Annotated in this window: 26 protein-coding genes; 16 read left to right on the top strand and 10 right to left on the bottom strand. The window is 42.1% G+C overall.

The features are described 5' to 3' along the window. Window positions 1-26: 26 nt before the first annotated feature. The gene (gene accD, locus D7D54_RS05130; RefSeq protein ID WP_020901592.1) at window positions 27-893 is read left to right on the top strand and encodes an acetyl-CoA carboxylase, carboxyltransferase subunit beta; all 867 of its coding nucleotides are present in this window, start codon (window positions 27-29) and stop codon (window positions 891-893) included. Then, a complete protein-coding gene (locus D7D54_RS05125; RefSeq protein ID WP_020901593.1) occupies window positions 890-1,657 on the top strand; it encodes an acetyl-CoA carboxylase carboxyl transferase subunit alpha in 768 nt (255 codons plus the stop codon). The genes accD and D7D54_RS05125 overlap by 4 nt, the downstream gene beginning before the upstream one ends. A 114-nt stretch (window positions 1,658-1,771) precedes the next feature. On the opposite strand, the gene nusB is transcribed toward D7D54_RS05125, so the two are convergent. The 6 genes from nusB to gatC all read right to left on the bottom strand — a co-directional run bounded on the left by nusB (window position 1,772) and on the right by gatC (window position 6,503). After that, window positions 1,772-2,197, bottom strand: coding sequence for a transcription antitermination factor NusB (gene nusB, locus D7D54_RS05120; protein WP_000203640.1), 426 nt, complete (start codon window positions 2,195-2,197; stop codon window positions 1,772-1,774). After that, complete coding sequence (locus D7D54_RS05115) at window positions 2,190-2,579, bottom strand: Asp23/Gls24 family envelope stress response protein (RefSeq protein WP_000510575.1); 390 nt, start codon at window positions 2,577-2,579, stop codon at window positions 2,190-2,192. The genes nusB and D7D54_RS05115 overlap by 8 nt, the downstream gene beginning before the upstream one ends. Window positions 2,580-2,600: 21 nt before the next feature. Then, window positions 2,601-3,161, bottom strand: coding sequence for an elongation factor P (gene efp / locus D7D54_RS05110; RefSeq protein ID WP_000568643.1), 561 nt, complete (start codon window positions 3,159-3,161; stop codon window positions 2,601-2,603). Window positions 3,162-3,292: 131 nt separating this feature from the next. After that, on the bottom strand, window positions 3,293-4,735 hold the full coding sequence (gene gatB, locus D7D54_RS05105; protein ID WP_001008638.1) for an Asp-tRNA(Asn)/Glu-tRNA(Gln) amidotransferase subunit GatB: 1,443 nt from the start codon (window positions 4,733-4,735) through the stop codon (window positions 3,293-3,295). Beyond that, window positions 4,735-6,201 (bottom strand): Asp-tRNA(Asn)/Glu-tRNA(Gln) amidotransferase subunit GatA, encoded by a 1,467-nt coding sequence (gene gatA / locus D7D54_RS05100; protein WP_023946545.1) that lies wholly within the window; start codon window positions 6,199-6,201, stop codon window positions 4,735-4,737. The genes gatB and gatA overlap by 1 nt, the downstream gene beginning before the upstream one ends. Next, window positions 6,201-6,503, bottom strand: a complete 303-nt coding sequence (gene gatC, locus D7D54_RS05095) for an Asp-tRNA(Asn)/Glu-tRNA(Gln) amidotransferase subunit GatC (protein WP_000705419.1) — start codon at window positions 6,501-6,503, stop codon at window positions 6,201-6,203. The genes gatA and gatC overlap by 1 nt, the downstream gene beginning before the upstream one ends. A gap of 293 nt (window positions 6,504-6,796) precedes the next feature. Between gatC and D7D54_RS09505 the strand changes: the two genes are divergently transcribed. Both D7D54_RS09505 and D7D54_RS05090 read left to right on the top strand, forming a co-directional pair. Next, entirely contained in the window at window positions 6,797-6,871 is a 75-nt protein-coding gene (locus D7D54_RS09505) for a hypothetical protein (RefSeq protein WP_229294538.1), read from the top strand. 298 nt (window positions 6,872-7,169) lie between these two features. Beyond that, a complete protein-coding gene (locus D7D54_RS05090) occupies window positions 7,170-8,714 on the top strand; it encodes a peptide chain release factor 3 (protein WP_001025437.1) in 1,545 nt (514 codons plus the stop codon). Between the two features lie 270 nt (window positions 8,715-8,984). Here the strand turns inward: D7D54_RS05090 and D7D54_RS05085 are convergent, their stop codons facing one another. Continuing rightward, on the bottom strand, window positions 8,985-9,938 hold the full coding sequence (locus D7D54_RS05085) for an aromatic acid exporter family protein (RefSeq protein ID WP_020901596.1): 954 nt from the start codon (window positions 9,936-9,938) through the stop codon (window positions 8,985-8,987). Between the two features lie 67 nt (window positions 9,939-10,005). Next, complete coding sequence (gene sstT, locus D7D54_RS05080; protein ID WP_020901597.1) at window positions 10,006-11,211, bottom strand: serine/threonine transporter SstT; 1,206 nt, start codon at window positions 11,209-11,211, stop codon at window positions 10,006-10,008. A gap of 151 nt (window positions 11,212-11,362) precedes the next feature. Between sstT and D7D54_RS05075 the strand changes: the two genes are divergently transcribed. From D7D54_RS05075 to tnpA, 11 genes are all read left to right on the top strand, one after another. Beyond that, window positions 11,363-11,929, top strand: a complete 567-nt coding sequence (locus D7D54_RS05075; RefSeq protein WP_120718960.1) for a mechanosensitive ion channel family protein — start codon at window positions 11,363-11,365, stop codon at window positions 11,927-11,929. A 51-nt stretch (window positions 11,930-11,980) separates the two neighbouring features. Next, entirely contained in the window at window positions 11,981-12,889 is a 909-nt protein-coding gene (locus D7D54_RS05070; RefSeq protein WP_020901599.1) for a magnesium transporter CorA family protein, read from the top strand. Between the two features lie 14 nt (window positions 12,890-12,903). Beyond that, window positions 12,904-13,431, top strand: a complete 528-nt coding sequence (locus D7D54_RS05065) for a YqeG family HAD IIIA-type phosphatase (RefSeq protein ID WP_244193452.1) — start codon at window positions 12,904-12,906, stop codon at window positions 13,429-13,431. Window positions 13,432-13,433: 2 nt separating this feature from the next. Next, window positions 13,434-14,540, top strand: a complete 1,107-nt coding sequence (gene yqeH, locus D7D54_RS05060) for a ribosome biogenesis GTPase YqeH (protein ID WP_120718958.1) — start codon at window positions 13,434-13,436, stop codon at window positions 14,538-14,540. A gap of 213 nt (window positions 14,541-14,753) precedes the next feature. Next, entirely contained in the window at window positions 14,754-15,065 is a 312-nt protein-coding gene (gene yhbY, locus D7D54_RS05055; protein WP_000060169.1) for a ribosome assembly RNA-binding protein YhbY, read from the top strand. 51 nt (window positions 15,066-15,116) lie between these two features. Beyond that, the gene (locus tag D7D54_RS05050; RefSeq protein WP_120718957.1) at window positions 15,117-15,746 is read left to right on the top strand and encodes a nicotinate-nucleotide adenylyltransferase; all 630 of its coding nucleotides are present in this window, start codon (window positions 15,117-15,119) and stop codon (window positions 15,744-15,746) included. After that, complete coding sequence (yqeK, locus tag D7D54_RS05045) at window positions 15,746-16,339, top strand: bis(5'-nucleosyl)-tetraphosphatase (symmetrical) YqeK (protein ID WP_033682236.1); 594 nt, start codon at window positions 15,746-15,748, stop codon at window positions 16,337-16,339. The genes D7D54_RS05050 and yqeK overlap by 1 nt, the downstream gene beginning before the upstream one ends. Continuing rightward, window positions 16,340-16,693, top strand: a complete 354-nt coding sequence (gene rsfS, locus D7D54_RS05040; RefSeq protein ID WP_084974231.1) for a ribosome silencing factor — start codon at window positions 16,340-16,342, stop codon at window positions 16,691-16,693. A 108-nt stretch (window positions 16,694-16,801) separates the two neighbouring features. Next, window positions 16,802-17,542 (top strand): class I SAM-dependent DNA methyltransferase, encoded by a 741-nt coding sequence (locus D7D54_RS05035; protein ID WP_279629985.1) that lies wholly within the window; start codon window positions 16,802-16,804, stop codon window positions 17,540-17,542. 9 nt (window positions 17,543-17,551) lie between these two features. Beyond that, a complete protein-coding gene (locus D7D54_RS05030; protein ID WP_084950883.1) occupies window positions 17,552-18,649 on the top strand; it encodes a nucleotidyltransferase in 1,098 nt (365 codons plus the stop codon). Window positions 18,650-18,824: 175 nt separating this feature from the next. After that, the gene (tnpA, locus tag D7D54_RS05025; protein WP_033682231.1) at window positions 18,825-19,289 is read left to right on the top strand and encodes an IS200/IS605 family transposase; all 465 of its coding nucleotides are present in this window, start codon (window positions 18,825-18,827) and stop codon (window positions 19,287-19,289) included. Between the two features lie 98 nt (window positions 19,290-19,387). Here the strand turns inward: tnpA and D7D54_RS05020 are convergent, their stop codons facing one another. After that, the gene (locus tag D7D54_RS05020; protein ID WP_120718956.1) at window positions 19,388-20,797 is read right to left on the bottom strand and encodes a sensor histidine kinase; all 1,410 of its coding nucleotides are present in this window, start codon (window positions 20,795-20,797) and stop codon (window positions 19,388-19,390) included. After that, complete coding sequence (locus tag D7D54_RS05015) at window positions 20,794-21,492, bottom strand: response regulator transcription factor (protein WP_033682226.1); 699 nt, start codon at window positions 21,490-21,492, stop codon at window positions 20,794-20,796. The genes D7D54_RS05020 and D7D54_RS05015 overlap by 4 nt, the downstream gene beginning before the upstream one ends. A gap of 179 nt (window positions 21,493-21,671) precedes the next feature. On the opposite strand from D7D54_RS05015, the gene D7D54_RS05010 reads away from it, so the two are divergent. Continuing rightward, on the top strand, window positions 21,672-21,806 hold the full coding sequence (locus tag D7D54_RS05010; RefSeq protein ID WP_033682224.1) for a type A2 lanthipeptide: 135 nt from the start codon (window positions 21,672-21,674) through the stop codon (window positions 21,804-21,806). Window positions 21,807-21,815 lie beyond the last annotated feature (9 nt).

Raw genomic sequence — 21,815 nt, 5'->3', positions numbered from 1 at the left:
AGAGTATAAACCGAAAAGGGGAATCAATGGCTCTATTTAGTAAAAAAGATAAGTATATTCGAATCAATCCCAATCGTTCGGTTAGGGAAAAACCTCAAGCCAAGCCAGAGGTTCCAGATGAATTATTTTCCCAGTGTCCAGGCTGTAAGTATACCATTTATCAGAAGGATCTGGGAAGTGAGCGTATCTGTCCGCACTGTAGTTACACCTTTCGTATTTCTGCCCAAGAACGCTTGGCTCTGACGATTGATATGGGGACTTTCAAGGAATTATTTACGGGGATTGAAAGCAAGGATCCCTTGCATTTCCCTGGTTATCAAAAGAAACTAGCAACTATGCGTGAAAAAACAGGTCTGGATGAAGCCGTTGTGACAGGAACAGCTCTTATAAAAGGTCAGACTGTGGCTCTTGGGATTATGGATTCCAACTTTATCATGGCTTCTATGGGTACAGTTGTAGGTGAAAAAATCACTCGATTATTTGAATATGCGACTGTTGAAAAATTGCCAGTTGTTCTTTTCACAGCATCTGGTGGAGCCCGTATGCAGGAAGGAATCATGAGTCTCATGCAGATGGCCAAGATCTCTGCAGCGGTTAAACGCCATTCAAATGCTGGTCTCTTTTATCTGACCATTTTGACAGATCCAACGACAGGTGGTGTGACAGCTTCTTTCGCTATGGAGGGCGATATCATTCTGGCTGAACCACAGAGCTTGGTTGGTTTTGCTGGGCGTCGTGTGATTGAAAATACGGTTCGTGAAAGCTTACCTGAGGATTTCCAAAAGGCAGAATTCCTATTGGAACATGGCTTTGTGGATGCTATTGTCAAAAGAAGAGATTTGCCAGATACGATTGCTAGCCTAGTCAGATTGCATGGAGGGTGTCCTAGATGAATATTGCAAAAATAGTCAGAGAAGCGCGTGAGCAGAGTCGCTTGACAACCTTGGACTTTGCAACAGGCATTTTTGATGACTTTATCCAATTACACGGTGACCGTTCTTTTCGTGACGACGGTGCAGTTGTTGGTGGTATTGGCTGGCTTGGAGACCAAGCTGTAACAGTGGTTGGTATCCAAAAAGGCAAGAGTTTGCAAGATAACCTCAAGCGGAATTTTGGTCAACCGCATCCAGAAGGCTACCGCAAGGCTCTACGGTTGATGAAACAGGCTGAAAAATTTGGCCGTCCAGTTGTGACCTTTATCAATACTGCAGGTGCCTATCCTGGTGTGGGAGCGGAAGAACGTGGACAGGGAGAAGCTATCGCTCGCAATCTCATGGAAATGAGTGACCTGAAAGTTCCGATTATCGCCATCATTATCGGTGAAGGTGGTTCAGGTGGAGCTCTGGCTCTGGCAGTCGCAGACCGTGTCTGGATGCTGGAAAATTCTATCTATGCCATTCTCAGTCCAGAAGGCTTTGCTTCCATTCTATGGAAGGACGGCAGTCGTGCCATGGAAGCGGCAGAACTGATGAAAATCACTTCTCATGAGCTGTTAGAAATGGACGTGGTAGATAAGGTGATTTCTGAAGCAGGGCTTTCTAGTAAAGAACTGATTAAGAATGTTAAAAAAGAACTTCAAGCTGAGCTAGCTAGACTTTCGCAAAAAACGCTCGAAGAGTTGTTGGAAGAGCGTTATCAACGATTTAGAAAATACTAATACCTCAGAATACAAAAAAACTAGAACTGGCAGTCAGTTCTAATTTTTTTGTGATTCTTACTCTGTACAGAGGGGAAAGTCAAAAGGTGCTTGGAAGACCAAACACATTTTTGATTATTCATTTTCTTCAGTTACAAATTGACTAAGCAGTCCGTTGATAAAGCGGGCTGATTTTTGATCTGAAAAATTCTTAGCAAGTTCAATGGCTTCATTAACTGCTACTAGCTGTGGTGTATCAAATGATGTGATTTCAAAGATACCTAAGCGTAGTAAGTTTTTTTCGACCAAGGTCAAGCGTTCAACTGTCCAGCCTGACTTGAGGTGCTGGTTGATTTGTTTATCCAACTCGTCTTTTTGAGCTTGAACGCCAGAAACCAAGTTCAGAAGAAAGGCAGGGATTTGCACATCTTCATCTTCACGGTCATGCGTGTAGGCAAAGTGACAAGCTGTTTCCATATCTGTGCCGAATTCAAGGCTCATGAGAGCTTGAAAAGCGCATTTACGAAGTTCGCGTCTAGATTCTAATAATGGACTAGTCATTGAGGAAGTCCTCGTTAAATAAATCTTTCAACTCAGGTTTTGGTGTTTTATCTGGAACGATTCCTGCAACATGGATGTTAACAGCAGCAAGTTCCACATCAGCCATATCTCGGACAGCATCTTTGACTGCTTTTTGAATAGCAAGAGCCACTTTTGGCACTTTCACACCGTACTCAAGGTAGAGATAAATGTCAGCAGTTAGTTCTTCGTTGCTTTCTTTTAAGTAGACGCCACGACCAAGAGAGAGTTTTGATAGGGTATCAGATACGGATTTATTTGAAAATGAGTGGACACCATCAACTTTAGCAGTTGCGATGGCAATGATTTTTTCAAGTACACGTGGAGCGATAACGATTTCGCCAAATTGTTCTTCAATTCCCATAGAATGACCTCTTTCTAGAGATTAGGCACGAGAAACGTAAGTTCCTTCTGCAGTGTTGATGATCAATTTTTGTCCAGCTTCGATAAAGTCTGGAACGTTGACAACAAGTCCAGTTTCCATAGTCGCTGGTTTACCAGAACCTGTAACAGTAGCACCTTTGATAGATGGTTGTGTTTCAGCGACTGTCAATTCAACAGTAGTTGGTACAGTTACACCGATTACTTCAGTTCCGTAGAATTGGATTTTCACATCAGAGTTTTCAAGGATGTAAAGCAATTCATTTTCAACGTTTACGACTGGGATTTCGTATTGGTCGTAAGTTTCAGTGTTCATGAAGTAGGCAGTTTCATCCATTTTGTACAAGTATTGAGCTGGCACAGTTTCGATAATAGCTTGTTCGAATTTTTCTTCTGGACGGTAGCTTGTATCAAATGTAGAACCAGTACGGACATCACGCAATTTCATACGCATGATTGTGTTTCCTTTACCTGGTTTGTGGTGGCTAGCTTCCAAAACGCGGATCAATTTTCCGTCTGCAGTTTCAAATGTCATACCAGCTTTCAATTTGCTTGCTTCAATCATGTTTTTACCTCTTTAATAAATATTATTACTCTTCATTTTACCATAAAATCTTCTGGAAATAAAGCCAAAATAGTTAATGGGATTTGGTAGGGGAGAAAAAAACCAACCTCAAGGCTGGTTTCTTTTACATATTAATCTTCTTTCAACTTCGCTAATTCCTGAGCAAGGAGTTTAAGGGCGACTTGTGGGTTGGCTTGGCCTTTGGTTGCTTTCATAAGGAATCCTGTGAAGGCCTTATCTGCGTTACGTTTACCTGACTTGAAGTCGGCAACCGCCGCTTCGTTATCGACAAAGACTTGGTGGATGATTGGAATCAGGATTTCAGGATCTGAGATTTGAACCATACCTGCTTTTTCAACGTATTCACGCGCTCCTCCGCCATTTTTAGCTAGGTGGACAAAGACTTTCTTAGCAATCTTAGAAGAGATAGTGCCGTCTTCGATGATGGCAATCATTTCAACCAAGTTTTCTGGTGTCAATTCGATTTGTTCTAGTGTCTTGCCTTCGGCATTCAAGAACTGAGCGACTTCCCCTTGGAGCCAGTTAGAGACTTGTTTGGCATCGCCACCGAGGGTAACAGCTTTTTCAAAGAAGTCAGAAGTGACTTTGTTTGCCGTCAACTGACTAGCATCATAGTCTGACAAGCCAAGGTCAGATACATAACGCGCACGGCGTTCTTTTGGAAACTCTGGCAACTCAGTTCGCATTTCCTCAATCCACTCGTCTGAGATTTCAAAGATTGGTAGGTCTGGCTCTGGGAAGTAGCGGTAGTCTGCAGCTCCTTCCTTGACACGCATGAGGATGGTTGCCTTGTTAGCTTCATCGTAACGGCGTGTTTCTTGACGGATTTGACCCCCTGAGCGAAGGATTTCAGCTTGACGTTGGACTTCGTATTCAAGACCTTTACGAACGTTTGAGAAGGAGTTGAGGTTCTTCAACTCTGTCTTGGTACCGAATTTCTCTTGACCATAAGGGCGAAGGGAGATATTGGCATCCACACGCATAGAACCCTCTTCCATCTTAACGTCAGAAATACCAGCGTACTGGATAACCTCCTTGAGGGCTGTTAGATAAGCATAGGCTTCTTCAGGAGAACGCATGTCAGCTTCAGATACAATCTCAATCAATGGCACCCCTTGGCGGTTGAGGTCAACATAAGAGTAGCCATCTGTACCGTGGGTGTTTTTACCAGCATCTTCTTCTAGGTGGGCACGTTCGATACCGATTTTCTTAGTTGTACCGTCTTCTAGCTCCACTTCAATCCAGCCGTTATAACCGATTGGCTCATCAAACTGAGAAATTTGGTAGGCTTTTGGATTATCAGGGTAGAAGTAGTTCTTGCGGTCAAAGTGCATCTTTTTGTGGATGTCCATGTTGAGGGCAAGAGCAGCCTTGATACCGGCATCGACAACACCTTTATTAAGAACTGGCAGAACTCCTGGGAAAGACCAATCAATCACGTTAGTGTTGGCATTTTGGTCATTTCCAAAGTGGGCAGAAGTAGGTGAGAAGATTTTTGAATTGGTGTTGAGCTCTACGTGGACTTCAAGTCCAATGACTGTTTCAAAGTTCATTAGTTATCACCTCCAAAAATCACGGGTTGTTGTTTGTGGTAGTCTGTTGTCGCCTCAAAAGCAGCAGCAGCTTGGTAAATGGTTTCCTCAGAGTACTTAGGACCGATCAATTGGAGACCGACAGGCAGACCTTGAGAGAATCCAGCAGGAATAGAAATTCCAGGCAGTCCTGCCAAGTTTACAGGTATGGTCAAGAGGTCAGCCAAGTACATAGCAACTGGGTCGTGGTTGAGTGAATCCAAGTCATAGGCAACACTAGGAGCAGTTGGGCCCAAAATCAAGTCGTAATCCGCGAAGACTTTTTCGAAATCTTGGATGATGAGGGTACGGACCTGACCAGCCTTCTTATAGTAGGCGTCATAGTAACCTGATGAAAGACTGAATGTACCAAGCATGATACGGCGTTTAACCTCTTCACCGAAACCTTGGCTACGGCTGTTTACATAGATTTCATCAAGGTTGGTTGCATCTTCTGCGCGGTAGCCGTAACGGATACCGTCAAAACGTTGCAAGTTTGATGAAGCTTCAGATGAAGCAATGATGTAGTAGACGGCAACACCGTATTTTGAGTGAGGTAGACTCACTTCTTCAACAATAGCACCAAGTTTTTCAAAGTGTTTGGCTGCGTTCAGAATGGTTCCCTTAACCTCTGGGTCAATTCCTTCACCAAGGTATTCCTTAGGCAAAGCAATTTTCATGCCCTTGATGTCTTGGCCGATTTTTGAAGTAAAATCGGCAATGCGGACAGGAGCAGAAGTAGAGTCTTTGGCATCTTCGCTTGCAATAGCATTGAGCAAGAAGGCATTTTCCTTAACAGTCGGAGCGAAAGGTCCAATCTGGTCTAATGAACTACCAAAGGCAATGAGACCGAAACGTGAAACTGTTCCGTAGGTTGGTTTGAGACCGACGATCCCATTGAAGGCAGCAGGTTGGCGGATAGATCCACCAGTATCAGAACCAAGTGACAAGCGAACTTGTCCTGAGGCTACAGCTGCAGCAGAACCACTTGATGATCCACCAGGGACCTTGCTGTGGTCCCAAGCATTTTTAGTGGCACCGTAGTAAGAAGTCTCACCTGATCCACCCATGGCAAACTCGTCCATGTTGGTTTTCCCTACGACAATCATGCCTTTCGCTTTTGCATTGGCAACGGCTGTCGCATCAAAGATTGGCTCGTAGTTGTAGAGCATTTTTGAGGCTGCAGTTGTAAGAATACCGTCTGTAGAGATATTATCCTTAACTGCAAGTGGAATTCCTGAAAGGACATTATCAGCATCGATTCCAGCTTCATCAATAGCTTTAGCTTGAGCAAGAGCTTGCTCTTCAGCGATGGTAACAAAAGCGTTGATAGCGGTCTCGCGAGACTTGATATCTTCAAGTGTTGCTTGTGTTAATTCAGTTGCTGAAATTTCCTTAGAGACAAGGAGATTGTGCAAGTCTTCAATGGTTTTATTGTTGAAAGTCATTAGGCATCTCCTCCATCGTCTAGGATAGCTGGTACCTTGATATAGTAGTTGTCTTTTTCAGGTACGTTTTTAAACAGGCGATCACGGTCTGTTCCTTCTTCGGCCACATCAGGGCGGAGTACAGTCTTGCGGTCAGCCATGGTTGTAGTAGGTGCGACACCAGTTGTGTCAACTTCGCCCAGCAATTCAACCATGTCAACAATCTTAGACAAGGTAGTCGCAAAGGCAGCAGTTTCTTCTTCAGAGAATCTTAATTTTGAAAGATTGGCAACGTGTGTTACCTCTTCTTGCGTAATTTTCATCTTGCATCCTTTCGTGAAATGATGATTTTTAGTCTGTTCTATTTTACCATATTTTCCTATAAATAAGGGAAGGAAAGATGAAAAAAGACAGGTATAGGATGGAGAACGGATTCTGATGATGATTTATTTGAAAAGCGGATTTCAAAGGGGAAAATATATGGTACAATAGTTTAACAGAGAAGTGAAGACGGTGGTTACAAAATCGAAAGGATGGTGATGCTTATGTGCAGAACCTGTAAAATCTTAGTAGAAAGGAGTAACCAGATTTGTCCCCTTTTGAGGCTTTGACACTCATGTTTGTAGCTGGTAACTTTGTTATCACGCTCCTAAGGTTCATCCTTGAATTGGTAAAAGAGACAAAAAAATAGCCGTCCTAACTTTGGCGAGTTAACGAGCTATTTTTTAGTTATGTAATTACAGCCACCGTCTTAAACGGCTCTGTGGGGTGTTGTTGTCGCAACACCTTTTTCTATATTTATTGTAACATTTATTTGAAAAATTGCAAGGGGAATTGTTCTACTTTAGCAGTGTCTGATATAAAATAGAAATTGAAAAAAATGCTAAAATCCGATATAATGGAGTGTTGAAAGGAATGGTAAAATCCAATGTAGAAATCATTCTTAGCTATTGAAACAAGAAAAATAGAGAATCAAAGAAAGAGAACTTATGAATATTCAAGAAGAAATTAAGAAACGTCGTACCTTTGCCATCATCTCCCACCCGGACGCGGGGAAAACAACTATCACTGAGCAGTTGCTCTACTTTGGGGGCGAGATTCGTGAGGCTGGTACCGTAAAAGGAAAGAAAACAGGGACTTTTGCCAAGTCTGACTGGATGGATATCGAGAAGCAACGCGGGATTTCGGTGACTTCATCTGTTATGCAGTTTGACTACGATGGTAAGCGCGTCAACATCCTAGACACCCCAGGGCACGAGGACTTTTCAGAAGATACCTATCGTACCTTGATGGCGGTGGATGCTGCTGTTATGGTCGTGGACTCTGCCAAGGGTATCGAGGCTCAGACTAAGAAATTGTTTGAGGTTGTGAAACACCGTGGCATTCCGGTCTTCACCTTTATGAACAAGCTAGACCGTGATGGACGTGAGCCACTGGACCTCTTGCAAGAATTAGAAGAAGTACTAGGCATTGCGAGTTACCCGATGAACTGGCCAATCGGGATGGGGAAAGCCTTCGAGGGGCTCTATGACCTCTATAACCAACGCTTGGAGCTCTATAAAGGGGATGAGCGTTTTGCTAGTTTAGAAGATGGGGACAAGCTTTTTGGCAGCAACCCTTTCTACGAGCAAGTCAAGGATGATATTGAACTTTTAAATGAAGCTGGGAATGAGTTTTCAGAGGAAGCTATTCTGGCTGGAGAATTGACACCAGTCTTCTTCGGTTCAGCTTTGACAAACTTTGGTGTGCAAACATTCCTTGAAACTTTTCTCAAGTTTGCTCCAGAGCCACATGGACATAAGAAAACAGACGGAGAAATTGTTGATCCTTACGATAAGGACTTCTCAGGATTTGTCTTTAAAATCCAAGCCAACATGGACCCTCGACACCGTGACCGTATTGCCTTTGTACGTATCGTATCGGGTGAATTTGAACGTGGCATGAGTGTCAACTTGCCTCGTACTGGTAAGGGTGCTAAACTGTCTAATGTTACCCAGTTTATGGCTGAAAGTCGTGAGAATGTGACCAATGCCGTGGCAGGAGATATCATCGGGGTTTACGATACAGGAACTTATCAGGTTGGGGATACATTGACAGTTGGAAAAAACAAATTTGAATTTGAACCACTGCCAACCTTCACTCCTGAAATTTTTATGAAAGTTTCTGCTAAGAATGTCATGAAGCAGAAATCCTTCCACAAGGGGATTGAGCAACTGGTGCAAGAAGGTGCTATTCAGCTTTATAAGAATTACCAAACAGGCGAGTACATGCTGGGAGCTGTTGGTCAACTCCAGTTTGAAGTCTTTAAACACCGCATGGAAGGCGAGTACAATGCGGAAGTAGTCATGAGCCCAATGGGTAAAAAGACCGTTCGTTGGATCAAGCCTGAGGACTTGGATGAACGAATGTCATCAAGTCGAAATATCTTGGCTAAAGACCGTTTTGACCAACCAGTCTTCCTCTTTGAAAATGACTTTGCCCTCCGCTGGTTTGCGGATAAGTATCCAGACGTAGAGTTGGAGGAGAAGATGTGATTTAGTAAGCCTACTTGATTGCAAAGCAATCTAAGTAGGCTACGACAAGTCCTATTAGACTTGCCTAACTGCCTCACTAACTGAGTTTTACAAATGGAATCGATTTGCCAAACTCCGTGTCGTAATCTAATAATAGGTAACCGCTATGGCGGCTTACCTAAACGCTTCACTAGTAAAAATCCACGAATTGTATCGATTCGTGGATTTTTCCGTCAAATAAAAGAAAACTTCAGATATTCACCTTTTGTGATTGGTCTGAAGTTTTCTTTTTTACTGTCCATATTTTTTGTAAAAGTCAACTTTTACTTGGATGAAGGTTTTGGCTTCGCGTAGGAGTTGGAGGAGCGTGGCACGGGTTTCAAATTCTTCTCTGGTCTTGGGCAGACTGCGGTTACGGAAGACTTCCAGATAGCGTTCGATTTCATCTAGCAAATCAGAAGCAGGATTGGTCTGGCTCAGTTGTCCTGCAATTTTTGAAAAGAGCTGGGCCAAAATCAGGCTTTCGCTGGCAGCTAGGTGACAGGTGTTGATTTGTTGGGCCATATTTCGCAGGATACGACTTTGTCGTTGTCTCATCTCAAAGTAGTGGATATGGTAGTCGGTCTGGTGAAAGAGATGGTCAGAGTGATCCAAATAGACCAGTCTGAGGGCTTCTTCCAAAATGGTGTCCAATTCTTCTACCAGCTGTGCTCGGTTGCGTCCATCCCCTCTGGATAAATAATATTTGAAGCGCTGGAGAATATCTTTCAACTTTTCTTCAACCAGCGTGTGGTAGTAATGGATTTCCTCTTCACGTGAAGGCATATAGAGATTTACAAGTAAAGCAAATCCTGTACCGATAGCAAAGAGAAGGAATTCATTGACTAGAAGGTCTGGAGAAGTTGACTCTTGCACCAAGAGATGGCTAACCAAAACAGTGCTTGGTGTGATACCAATTTCCCAGCCCATCTTGTAGGCTAGAGGCACGTAGAGGGCCAGATAGAGGCCAAGACTCCAGATATGAAATCCGCTCAAGTGAAAAGCCAGAACTCCGATAACCAAAGCTAGAAGCATGGAAAAGAGGCGATTGCGGGCCAATTTTAAGGTACTTCTACGGGTATCGGATAGGCTCAAGAGGGCGATGATTCCAGCTGAAACTGCTGAGGAGAGATTGAGAAAATAAGCAAGACAGCAGGCAAGACAGGTGGCTAAGATGAGTTTGGTCGTACGTTGGCTAATAGACATAAGAATTTCCTAATAAGTTAGAATAAAAGCGTAAAAGACAAGACCTGAGCAGGCTTGCCTTTATGAGTTATTTTTTACGGGCTGCTGCGTATTCGGCAACGGCAGTAAAGAGGACATCTGTAGAAGAGTTGAGGGCTGTTTCACATGAGTCTTGGATAACTCCAATCACAAATCCAACACCGACAACTTGCATGGCAATATCGTTAGAAATACCGAAAAGGCTACAAGCAACTGGGATAAGAAGGAGGGAACCGCCAGCGATACCAGAAGCCCCACAGGCTGAGATAGCAGCTACCACACTAAGGACAAAGGCTGTGGCAAAGTCAACAGGGATTCCCAAAGTATTTACTGCAGCAAGGGTTAGAACGTTAATGGTAATCGCTGCCCCGGCCATATTGATAGTAGATCCAAGTGGGATAGAAACTGAATAGGTATCTGGATCCAGTCCGAGGTCATGGCATAGTTTCATGTTGACAGGGATGTTAGCCGCAGAACTACGAGTGAAGAAGGCTGTCACACCACTGACACGCAAACATTTCAAAACGAGGGGATAAGGATTTCTCTTCATAAAGAGGAAGGCAATTAGTGGATTGACTACCAGAGCCACAAAGAACATAGTTGTCACCAAGAGGGCAAGCAAGATTCCGTAGTTAGCTAGACTTCCGATCCCCTTATCAGAGATGGTTTTGAAGACAAGGCCAAGGATTCCAAATGGAGCTAGGTTGATGATCCATTCGACAATCTTAGAAGTCACATCAGCCATAGTTTTCAGCAATTCTTTACTATTTTTGCTGGCCTCTCTCATAGCAATACCGAAAACAACTGCCCAAGACAGGATACCGATGTAGTTGGCTGTGACAAGGGCATTGACTGGATTGTCAACCAGTTTGAGCAAGAGATTGCTGAGGACCTGGCCAATCCCATCTGGTGGTGCGATTTCTGTATTGGCACTATTTAAGGTAATCTCAACAGGGACAATGAAACTTGCTAGTACAGCGATAAGGGCAGCAGCAAAGGTTCCCACTAAGTAAAGGAAAATAACTGTTTTCATATTGCTATCTTGTCCCTTTTGATGTTGGGAAAGGGCGTTAGCAACGAGGGCAAAGACTAGAATAGGTGCGATGGCTTTTAGACCGCCAACAAATAGATCTCCGAGTAGACCAATTCCTGAAATGTTAGGAAGTGTCAGTCCTAGGGTTCCTCCAATAAGCATACCAATCAAAATCCGTTTGATTAGGCTTGCCTTATTCCAAGCATGAATGAATTTTTTCATAACAACCTCCTTAGTTGTGTAATGTTTATGATTATAGTATAAATATGAACTAAAATCAAGAATTTTCTGTCTATTTTGGCTATTATTTTTGAATATTTATGGAGATTCACCACTTGTGAAAGTATGGTATAATAAATAAAAGGAGTTTTCTATGCAAGAATTTTTTAAAACCTACCTCAATAAGCTTGATGTTACAACGATTATTGAAAATATCTTAACCAAGTTAATTTCTCTGTTATTTCTATTTTTACTCTTTTATATAGCTAAGAAATTGCTCCATACCATGGTGCAGAGAATTGTCAAACCTTCTCTAAAAATGTCTCGTCACGATGTCGGACGTCAGAAAACCATTTCACGTTTATTAGAGAATGTGTTTAATTATACCCTTTATTTCTTTTTGCTTTACTGTATCTTGTCTATTTTGGATTTGCCAGTTTCTAGTTTGCTGGCAGGTGCTGGGATAGCTGGGGTGGCCATTGGTATGGGAGCCCAAGGTTTTCTGTCTGATGTCATCAATGGCTTTTTCATCCTCTTTGAACGTCAACTGGATGTGGGAGATGAGGTTGTTCTGACAAATGGTCCTATTACTGTATCGGGCAAGGTGGTTAGTGTCGGCATTCGAACAACGCAACTCAGAGGAGAAGACCAGGTTCTGCACTTCGTTCCCAACCGGAATATCACCGTCGTCAGCAATTTCTCTCGGACAGACCAGGCCTGAAATTTTAGCAGATTTATGGTACAATAGAAAGAGTTTGGTAAAGGAGAGAAGATGTTTTTAGAAAAACAGTTGGGCAATGGTTGCGCCTGGATTAACCTAGATTTAGACAAGTTGAAAAAACTAGAGGACCTTTCTGAAATCTACGGTTTGGACAAGGAAACCATCGAATATGCGCTGGATAGAAATGAGCGTGCCCACATGGATTATCACCGTGAAAATGGGACTGTGACCTTTATCTACAATGTCTTGAACTTGAAAAAGGATAAGGCATACTATGAAGCTTTTCCCATGACCTTTATCGTGGAACATCGTCGCCTGATTACCATTAGTAATACCAAGAACGCCTATGTCATTGAACAGATGACCCGTTATCTGGAGAGTCATGACATGCTTTCGATTTACAAGTTTCTCTTTGCCAGTCTGGAAATCATCAGCAATGCCTACTATCCTGTCATCGAGCAGATGGACAAGAGTAAGGACGAGGTCAATGGTCTCTTGCGTCAGCGAACAACTAAGAAAAACCTTTTTGCCCTTTCCGACTTGGAGACTGGTATGGTTTACCTCACTGCGGCTGCCAAGCAAAATCGCATGTTGCTGGAGCATATTCAAGGGCATGCCCTCTATCGTAGTTTTAACGAGATTGAGAGAGAACAGTTTGATGATGCCATGATTGAGGCTCATCAGCTGGTATCCATGACAGATTTGATTTCACAAGTTCTCCAACAACTATCAGCATCTTACAACAACATCCTAAACAATAACCTGAATGATAATTTGACAACTCTGACCATCATTTCAGTCTTGCTAGCGGTTTTGGCAGTCGTGACAGGTTTTTTCGGAATGAATGTTCCTCTACCTTTAACAGATGAGCCCTATGCTTGGCTCTACATCAGTTTAGCTAGTGCAGGTTTGTGGATTGTTTTGTCATTGTTACTAAGGAAAATTGCGAAAAAAAGTTAAGAAAAGGAGCCAGAATGGCGATTGAAAATTACATGCCAGATTTTGCTGTGGAAGCAGTTTATGATCTGACAGTTCCAAGTCTACAGGCGCAGGGAATCAAGGCTGTTTTGGTCGATTTGGACAATACCCTCATTGCTTGGAACAACCCTGATGGGACGCCAGAGATGAAGCAATGGCTGCATGACCTTCGGGACGCGGGCATTCGCATCATCGTAGTCTCAAATAACACTAAAAAACGCGTCCAACGAGCAGTTGAAAAATTTGGGATTGACTACGTTTATTGGGCTCTGAAACCCTTCACATTTGGGATTGACCGTGCCATGAAGGAATTTCACTATGAGAAAAGTGAAGTAGTCATGGTTGGCGACCAGCTCATGACCGATATTCGAGCAGCCCACCGTGCAGGCATTCGCTCGATTTTAGTCAAACCCTTGGTCCAACATGACTCAATCAAAACGCAGATTAATCGAGCTCGTGAGCGTCGTGTCATGCGAAAAATCACTGAAAAGTACGGATCGATTACATATAAAAAAGGAATTTAATTATGGAAGAAATTCTCTGTATTGGTTGTGGAGCAACCATTCAGACGACAGACAAGGCTGGTCTTGGTTTTACCCCCCAGTCGGCACTCGAAAAAGGTTTGGAGACTGGCGAAGTCTATTGCCAACGCTGTTTCCGTCTCCGCCACTACAATGAAATCACGGATGTCAAGTTGACGGACGATGATTTCCTCAAGCTCTTGCACGAGGTGGGAGACAGTGATGCCTTGGTGGTCAATGTCATTGATATCTTTGACTTTAATGGCTCTGTCATCCCAGGCTTACCACGTTTTGTATCGGGTAATGATGTCCTCTTAGTGGGAAATAAAAAAGATATTCTACCCAAGTCTGTTAAACCGGGCAAGATTAGCCAGTGGCTCATGGAACGTGCCCACGAAGAAGGTCTTCGTCCGGTCGATGTCGTTCTAACTTCAGCACAAAATAAACATGCTATTAAGGAAGTCATTGACAAAATCGAACACTACCGTAAGGGCCGTGATGTCTATGTTGTTGGCGTGACAAACGTTGGAAAATCAACCCTCATCAATGCCATCATTCAAGAAATCACGGGTGATCAGAATGTCATCACGACTTCGCGCTTCCCAGGGACAACCTTGGACAAAATTGAGATTCCGCTTGACGACGGTTCTTATATCTACGATACGCCGGGGATCATCCACCGTCATCAGATGGCCCATTATTTGACTGCTAAAAACCTTAAGTATGTCAGCCCTAAAAAGGAAATCAAGCCTAAAACCTATCAGCTCAATCCTGAACAAACCCTGTTTCTAGGCGGTCTCGGACGCTTTGACTTCATTGCAGGTGAAAAGCAAGGATTTACAGCTTTCTTTGACAATGAACTCAAACTCCACCGAACCAAGCTAGAAGGAGCTAGTGCTTTCTATGACAAGCATGTAGGAACCCTTCTGACACCACCAAATAGCAAGGAAAAAGAAGATTTCCCAAAACTAGTCCAACATGTATTTACCATCAAGGACAAGACCGACCTAGTCATCTCAGGACTAGGCTGGATCCGCGTAACAGGAACAGCCAAAGTCGCCGTCTGGGCACCAGAAGGCGTCGCCGTCGTCACACGAAAAGCAATTATTTAAACACAGAAAGGAAAGGGTTGTCTTTATTAAGGCGAGCGTTGCGAGCCCGTAGAGAATACTTTTCGCCGTGGTGTCAGTTGGTACAAGTGATTGTACCAACTGCGGAAAATTTGAGACCATAGACTCAAATTTTAGTCATGAAAGTCCGAAGGACTTTGCTGACGTCCGCCACCACTTTAGAAAAGTATAAAAAGAAACTCTTTTAAAGAAATTATGTCATTAACATCAAAACAACGTGCCTTCCTCAACAGTCAGGCACACACACTAAAACCCATCATCCAAATCGGGAAAAATGGTCTCAACGACCAAATTAAAACCAGCGTCCGTCAAGCACTTGACGCACGCGAATTGATCAAGGTTACTCTTTTGCAAAACACAGATGAAAATATCCATGAAGTAGCTGAAATTTTGGAAGAAGAAATCGGTGTGGATACAGTCCAAAAAATCGGACGCATCTTGATTTTGTTTAAACAATCCAGCAAGAAAGAAAATCGCAAGATTTCTAAAAAAGTCAAAGAAATCTAAAAACTATACTCCAAATAACTGTTTTTACAGAGAAATAAAGGAGACTAGCCTATGGCAATCGAACTATTGACTCCCTTTACCAAGGTAGAGTTGGAGCCAGAAATCAAGGAGAAAAAACGCAAACAAGTTGGGATTTTAGGGGGGAATTTCAACCCTGTTCACAATGCCCATCTCATTGTTGCGGACCAAGTACGGCAACAGTTGGGACTGGACCAGGTTCTGCTCATGCCTGAATACCAACCTCCTCATATAGATAAAAAGGAAACCATCCCTGAACACCATCGTCTCAAGATGCTTGAATTGGCGATTGAGGGGATTGAAGGTCTGGACATTGAAACCATTGAGTTGGAGCGCAAGGGCATTTCCTACACCTACGACACCATGAAGCTCATAACTGAGAAGAATCCAGATACGGATTATTACTTTATCATCGGTGCCGATATGGTGGACTATCTGCCTAAGTGGTACCGAATTGATGAACTGGTAGATATGGTTCAGTTTGTGGGAGTTCAGCGCCCACGCTATAAGGCTGGAACTTCTTATCCAGTTATCTGGGTGGATGTGCCCCTCATGGATATTTCGTCCAGCATGGTGCGTGACTTCCTTGCCCAAGGTCGGAAACCTAATTTTCTCCTACCTCAGCCAGTGCTAGACTACATCGAGAAGGAGGGGCTCTACTGATGGCCTATCAAGACTATATCAACTGCTCTCGTGAGGCTTTGTTGGAAAAAATGGCAGAGCTTCTACCTGAAAAACGGTTAACCCATTGCTTGGGTGTGGAGCATGCAGCCATAGAACTGGCTCAGCGATTTGGAATCGATACTGAGAAAGCAGGACTAGCAGGCCTTCTTCATGACTACGCTAAAAAGCTGTCAGATCAGGAATTTCTTGAATTGATTGACCGTTATCAGTTAGACCCCGATCTCAAAAAATGGGGTAATAATGTCTGGCATGGCATGGTCGGAATTTACAAAATTCAGGAAGATTTGAATTTACATGATTCTGAAATCCTGCGAGCCATTGAAATCCATACAGTCGGGGCTGGTCAGATGACCGATCTTGATAAGGTCATCTATGTCGCAGACTATATTGAGCATAATCGAGCCTTTCCTGGAGTGGACCAGGCACGTGAGATTGCGAATCTATCGCTCAATAAGGCGGTGGCCTACGAAACAGCTCGCACCGTGGAGCATCTGGCTCACCAGGGATTCCCTATCTATCCCCAGACCATTGAAACCTATAACGCCTTTGTGCACTATTTGAAAGAGGACTAAATGAACGAAAAAGAATTACTAGAACTAGTCGTGAAAGCGGCTGATGAGAAACGTGCGGAGGATATCCTCGCACTTGATGTACAAGATTTGACCAGCGTGACTGACTACTTTGTTATTACTAGCTCAATGAATAGCCGTCAGTTGGACGCTATCGCTGATAACATCCGTGAAAAAGTAGCGGAAGCAGGTTTTAAAGGAAGCCATGTCGAAGGCGATGCAGCTGGAGGCTGGGTCTTGTTAGACCTCGGTGGGGTTGTTGTGCATATCTTCTCAGAAGAAATGCGTGCCCACTATAACCTAGAAAAACTCTGGCATGAGGCGGATTCAGTAGATATTTCAGAAGCCTTAGCATAGGAGATAAACTCAGTTGTAGTCAACTGGGTTTCTTTGCTTATTTTAGAAGAAAATGGATAGAAAGGTGAGGGCTAGTGGTGTTACCATAGAGCTCTTTGTATCATGATTATGGCAACTTATGAAACTTTTGCGGCGGTCTATGATGCGGTTATGGATGACAGTTTATACGACAAATGGACGGATTTTTCTCTGCGTCACTTGCCAAAAACTAAGGAGAGAAAGAAACTCTTGGAATTGGCTTGTGGGACAGGTATCCAGTCTGTTCGCTTTTCTCAAGCTGGTTTTGATGTGACTGGCCTGGACTTGAGTGCTGATATGTTGAAGATTGCCGAGAAGAGAGCTTCTTCAGCCAAACAAAAGATTGATTTTATGGAAGGCAATATGCTGGATTTGTCTAAGGCAGGTCAATACGACTTTGTCACGTGTTACTCGGACTCAATCTGCTACATGCAGGATGAGGTGGAAGTGGGAGATGTCTTTAAGGAAGTCTATAATGCTCTCAACGAAGACGGAGTCTTTATCTTTGACGTACATTCGACCTATCAGACAGATGAAGTTTTTCCAGGCTATTCCTATCATGAAAATGCAGAAGATTTTGCAATGCTCTGGGATACTTATGAGGATGCGGCACCTCACTCCATCGTGCATGAGTTGACTTTCTTTATCAAGGAGTCTGACGGTTCCTTTAGTCGCCACGATGAAGTGCATGAGGAGCGGACTTATGAGGTTCTGACCTATGATATTTTGCTGGAACAGGCTGGATTTAAGTCTTTCAAACTCTATGCAGACTTTGAGGACAAGGAGCCAACAGAAACCAGCACCCGTTGGTTTTTTGTGGCACAGAAGTAGGAGATTATCATGACCATCACAGGTATCATAGCGGAGTTTAATCCTTTTCATAATGGCCATAAATACCTGCTGGATCAGGCAGAGGGGCTGAAAATCGTAGCCATGTCTGGAAATTTCACGCAACGTGGAGAGCCTTCTATCGTAGACAAGTGGACTCGGGCCCAGATGGCGCTGGAAAATGGCGCAGACTTGGTAGTGGAATTGCCATTTTTAGTCAGTGTTCAGGCGGCGGATTTCTTCGGCCAAGGGGCTGTGGATATCTTGGCTCGTTTGGGCATTGATACTCTATCTTTTGGGACGGAGGAAGTTCTAGATTACCAGAAAATCGCTGACTTATACACAGAGAAAGGTGCTGAGATGGAGAAATTTGTGGAAAATTTGCCTGATTCTCTTTCCTATCCACAGAAAACCCAAGCTATGTGGAAGGAATTTGCAGGTCTTGATTTTTCTGGCAATACTCCCAATCATGTTCTTGCTCTTGCTTATGCCAAGGCAGTTGCAGGACGAAACATCAGGCTGCATCCGATTAATCGGCAGGGCGCTGGTTACCATTCTGTGGATAAGGATGTGGACTTTGCCTCGGCGACAGCTCTCCGTCAGCACCAGAGGGACAAAGATTTCTTAGAACGTTTTATGCCTTCTGTTACCCTTTTTGAGCAGGCCAGTAAGGTAAGTTGGGATGACTATTTTCCTTTGCTCCGCTATCAAATCTTGTCAAATCCCGACCTAACCACCATCTATCAGGTCAATCAAGAAATGGCAGTGCGCATTAAGGAAGCTATTAAAACAGCCCAATCTGTGGAAGATTTAGTCGAGGCGGTTGCGACCAAACGCTATACCAAGGCGCGTGTCAGACGCCTCTTGACTTATATCTTGGTGCAGGCCAGAGAAAGTGACTTACCAGAAGCCATTCATGTCCTTGGATTTACCGAAAAAGGCAGACAGCATCTTAAATCTCTGAAAGGTCAGGTCAATCTAGTCAACCGAATTGGCAAAGTACCTTGGGATGCTATGACCCAAAAGGCAGACCAGATTTATCAACTTGGAAATCCAAGTATAGCAGAGCAGAATTTTGGCAGAGTGCCGATTAGAATAGAAACAAACTAAGTCTACTGAAAGGTAGGCTTTTTTATTATGTGACTATTAGTCCGTCTCGCTCCGCTAGGTGCGAGACAAAAAAAACACCCGCTATGTGGGTGTGCGTCGAAGGTTATACCCCAAAAACTCCAAACGCGATACAATAAAGGTGTTCAAACCAATTGTAAAGCGAAAGGAGAAAAATATGGCACAAAAGGCTCATAGTTTATCGCACACAAAGTGGCACTGTAAGTATCACATTGTGTTCACCCCTAAGTATAGACGAAAAGTCATCTATAATCAATATCGAAGTAGTTTAGGCGAAATATTTCATCGTTTGTGTAGTTATAAAGGATTTGAAATTATCGAGGGTCACTTAATGCCAGACCATGTACACATGTTAGTAAGTATTCCACCGAGGATAAGTGTTTCAAGTTTCAGGGGTTATTTAAAAGGTAAAAGTGCACTCATGATGTTTGACAAACACGCCAACCTCAAGTACAAGTTTGGGAATCGACATTTCTGGGCGGAAGGTTATTATGTAAGTACAGTAGGGCTTAATGAAGCCACAATTAAGAAATATATTCAAGAACAGGAAAAGCATGATATAGCACTAGATAAATTAAGTGTAAAAGAATATGAGGATCCCTTTAGGGATAGTGGTAAGTAATACTAAAGCCTCTTTGAGAGGAAAGTGACGAGTCAAGAGCAATAAGGCTTGAACAAAGTGAAAGCCAGCGTCTTTAGGCGCTGGCTGGTAATTTGGACTTATAGCCCTGGGACAAACCACCCGTTTGACGGGTGGTCATGATTGGTAATGTTGAAGATCGGAAGTGAAATGATACTTTCAAAGAATTCATTTTGAACACTAGCAAACGAAATAGAGCCCTGATGCAAATCAACAATTTGTTTTGAAATTTTTAGCCCAATTCCAGTCGTTCTAATTTTAGAAATATCAATGTTTTTAAAAGATAATTCATTAAGTTCAGCAATTTTTTCTGGTGAAGCTCCCTGTCCATTATCTTTGATTTCGACAATTACATTTGTATCTTTTTTGAATAAGTTGATTCTTATTGTGCAACCCTTTTCGTTATGCAAAATAGAGTTGTAGATGATATTATGGATAACTCTTGTGATTAAAAACTGCTCAATCATGATAGATTGATTAACAAGTGAATAATCGTAATCAAATTCAAATTCAAAATCATTCCAGATTTCTTGATTTAAAATATGGATGAGAATGTCTTTGAAGAAGGGGATAATTTTTGTTTCAGTCTGATTTAATTGAAGATGACCGGATGAAAGGCGAGCTACTATATTTAAGTCATTTAAAATATTTTGGATGTAATAGGATTCTGTCAATATTGGGCGAATATGTTTTTTAGACTGTGTATCTAGTTCAGAATCATTTAACAAGGAAGCGTTAGAAATGATGACAGAAAGAGGTGTTTTGATATCGTGTGCAATTCCTGAAATCCATTGCTCTTTAAAGACTTCATTCTCTTTGAGTAGAGTATCGGTTTGATTGATTGCAGTTGTAAGATATTCTAGTTCTGATATAGAATTTATTGGATTTTTCAAACCATCTGGGAGATTCTGAATAGCAGTTACAAGAGGCGCAATTTTACGATTGATATGCGTCACACCATAGTAGTAAAGAAAAGCGAAATAAAGGCAGTTGAAAAGCAATACTCCAAATGCTACTAGTGGAATTAGGCGAATACTATCTATATCTAAGTAATTATAACTATAACGAGCAATTTTATCTTTTGGAAAACCAACAACAATGATGTAGCCACCTTTTATCTGACTAAAAACAGGATAATCTGAAAGATAATAGCGAGAAAACTGTAAAATGTCCCCATAGTCAAATTGCGAAGGAACTTCTTTAGGTTTATACTGTTCGTACACTTGTTTTCCAGTCTGCTTATCCAATACCATGAGCCATAACTTTTGTTCTTTTAGACTAGAAATATCATTTTTAGGTATGTGGACGTTGTTTTTTGTGATGGTAATGTGTTCAGAAATTATTTTTACAGTCTCGGTAGCAGTTTGCTTTTCTCTAATGTAGAAAACAAAACTGGCAATTAGAATAATATTGGTAATAAAGATAATGATGGAAAAAAAGATAAATTTCTTTAGTGAATACCTTAAAATTTTGGTTTGGTTCATAATCATGATAACAATTTATATCCCAGCCCTTTAGCTGTCTTTAAATATTGAGGTTTTGAAGGATTTTCTTCTATTTTTTCCCGAATTTTCCGAATATGTACAGTCAAAGAGTTTTCATAACCAAAGCTATCCACTCCCCAAATCGTATCACAGAGAGATTCAGTTGAAACGATGTAATTTTTATTATCGTAAAGTTTTTTTAAAATCTTAATTTCAATTGGTGTAATAGAAATTTCTGCTCCATTCTTTTGTACTGTTGCATTCCGAAAACTCACCAAAGTCTGTCCAATCTGTATTGCTTCCTGTTCTGATTTATAGCTTCTCCTGAGCAGAGCCATAATACGATAGATAAGATTTTTTGGAATGAAGGGTTTTACGACATAATCATCACCACCAGCATTGAAACCAGCTACCTCATCTTCAGGATTATTTTTGGCAGTCAGAAAGAGGATAGGAGTATCGCCTTTTTTTCGGATATGTTTTGCTAATGTATAGCCATCACCATCGGGGAGCATAATGTCCAAAAGGAAAAGGTCGAACTGCTCTGTTTCAATCATGTCCAAACTAGATTCTATATCATAGGCTGATGTTAGATTGGAAAATCCGTAGGCAGTGAGAATATCTCTTATGGAAGAGTTTAAAATTTTATCGTCATCAATGATAAGGATGTGCTTATTCAGGAGCTGTTGTTCGAAATTCATAATCTTACCTCGCTTATCTATATTATACCATTTAAAAGAGTGAAAAAAGCAAGATACTTTAATCTTAATGTAAAATTAAGGTTAGCTTAGTTTAAAATTAATCTAGCATGTCTATAATAAAGATATAACCTAGATAGAGATACTTCTCAAATAAATTTTAATCAGTGAGGTATTTCCAAATGGCTAAACAACAAAAGAATCTCGTTGAGATTGAAGTAATGAATTCTCTTCAAGAATTAACTCTTGAAGAACTTGATAACGTTCTTGGTGCTTGTAGTGTAATAATTCATTTTATTCAGACAAAACAATGGTAATAGTGAGTC

This window comes from Streptococcus chosunensis (assembly GCF_003626515.1).
Taxonomy (GTDB): domain Bacteria; phylum Bacillota; class Bacilli; order Lactobacillales; family Streptococcaceae; genus Streptococcus; species Streptococcus chosunensis.
Note: the sequence above shows the minus strand (reverse complement) of the source record. Positions and strands in the feature narration are given on the sequence as shown.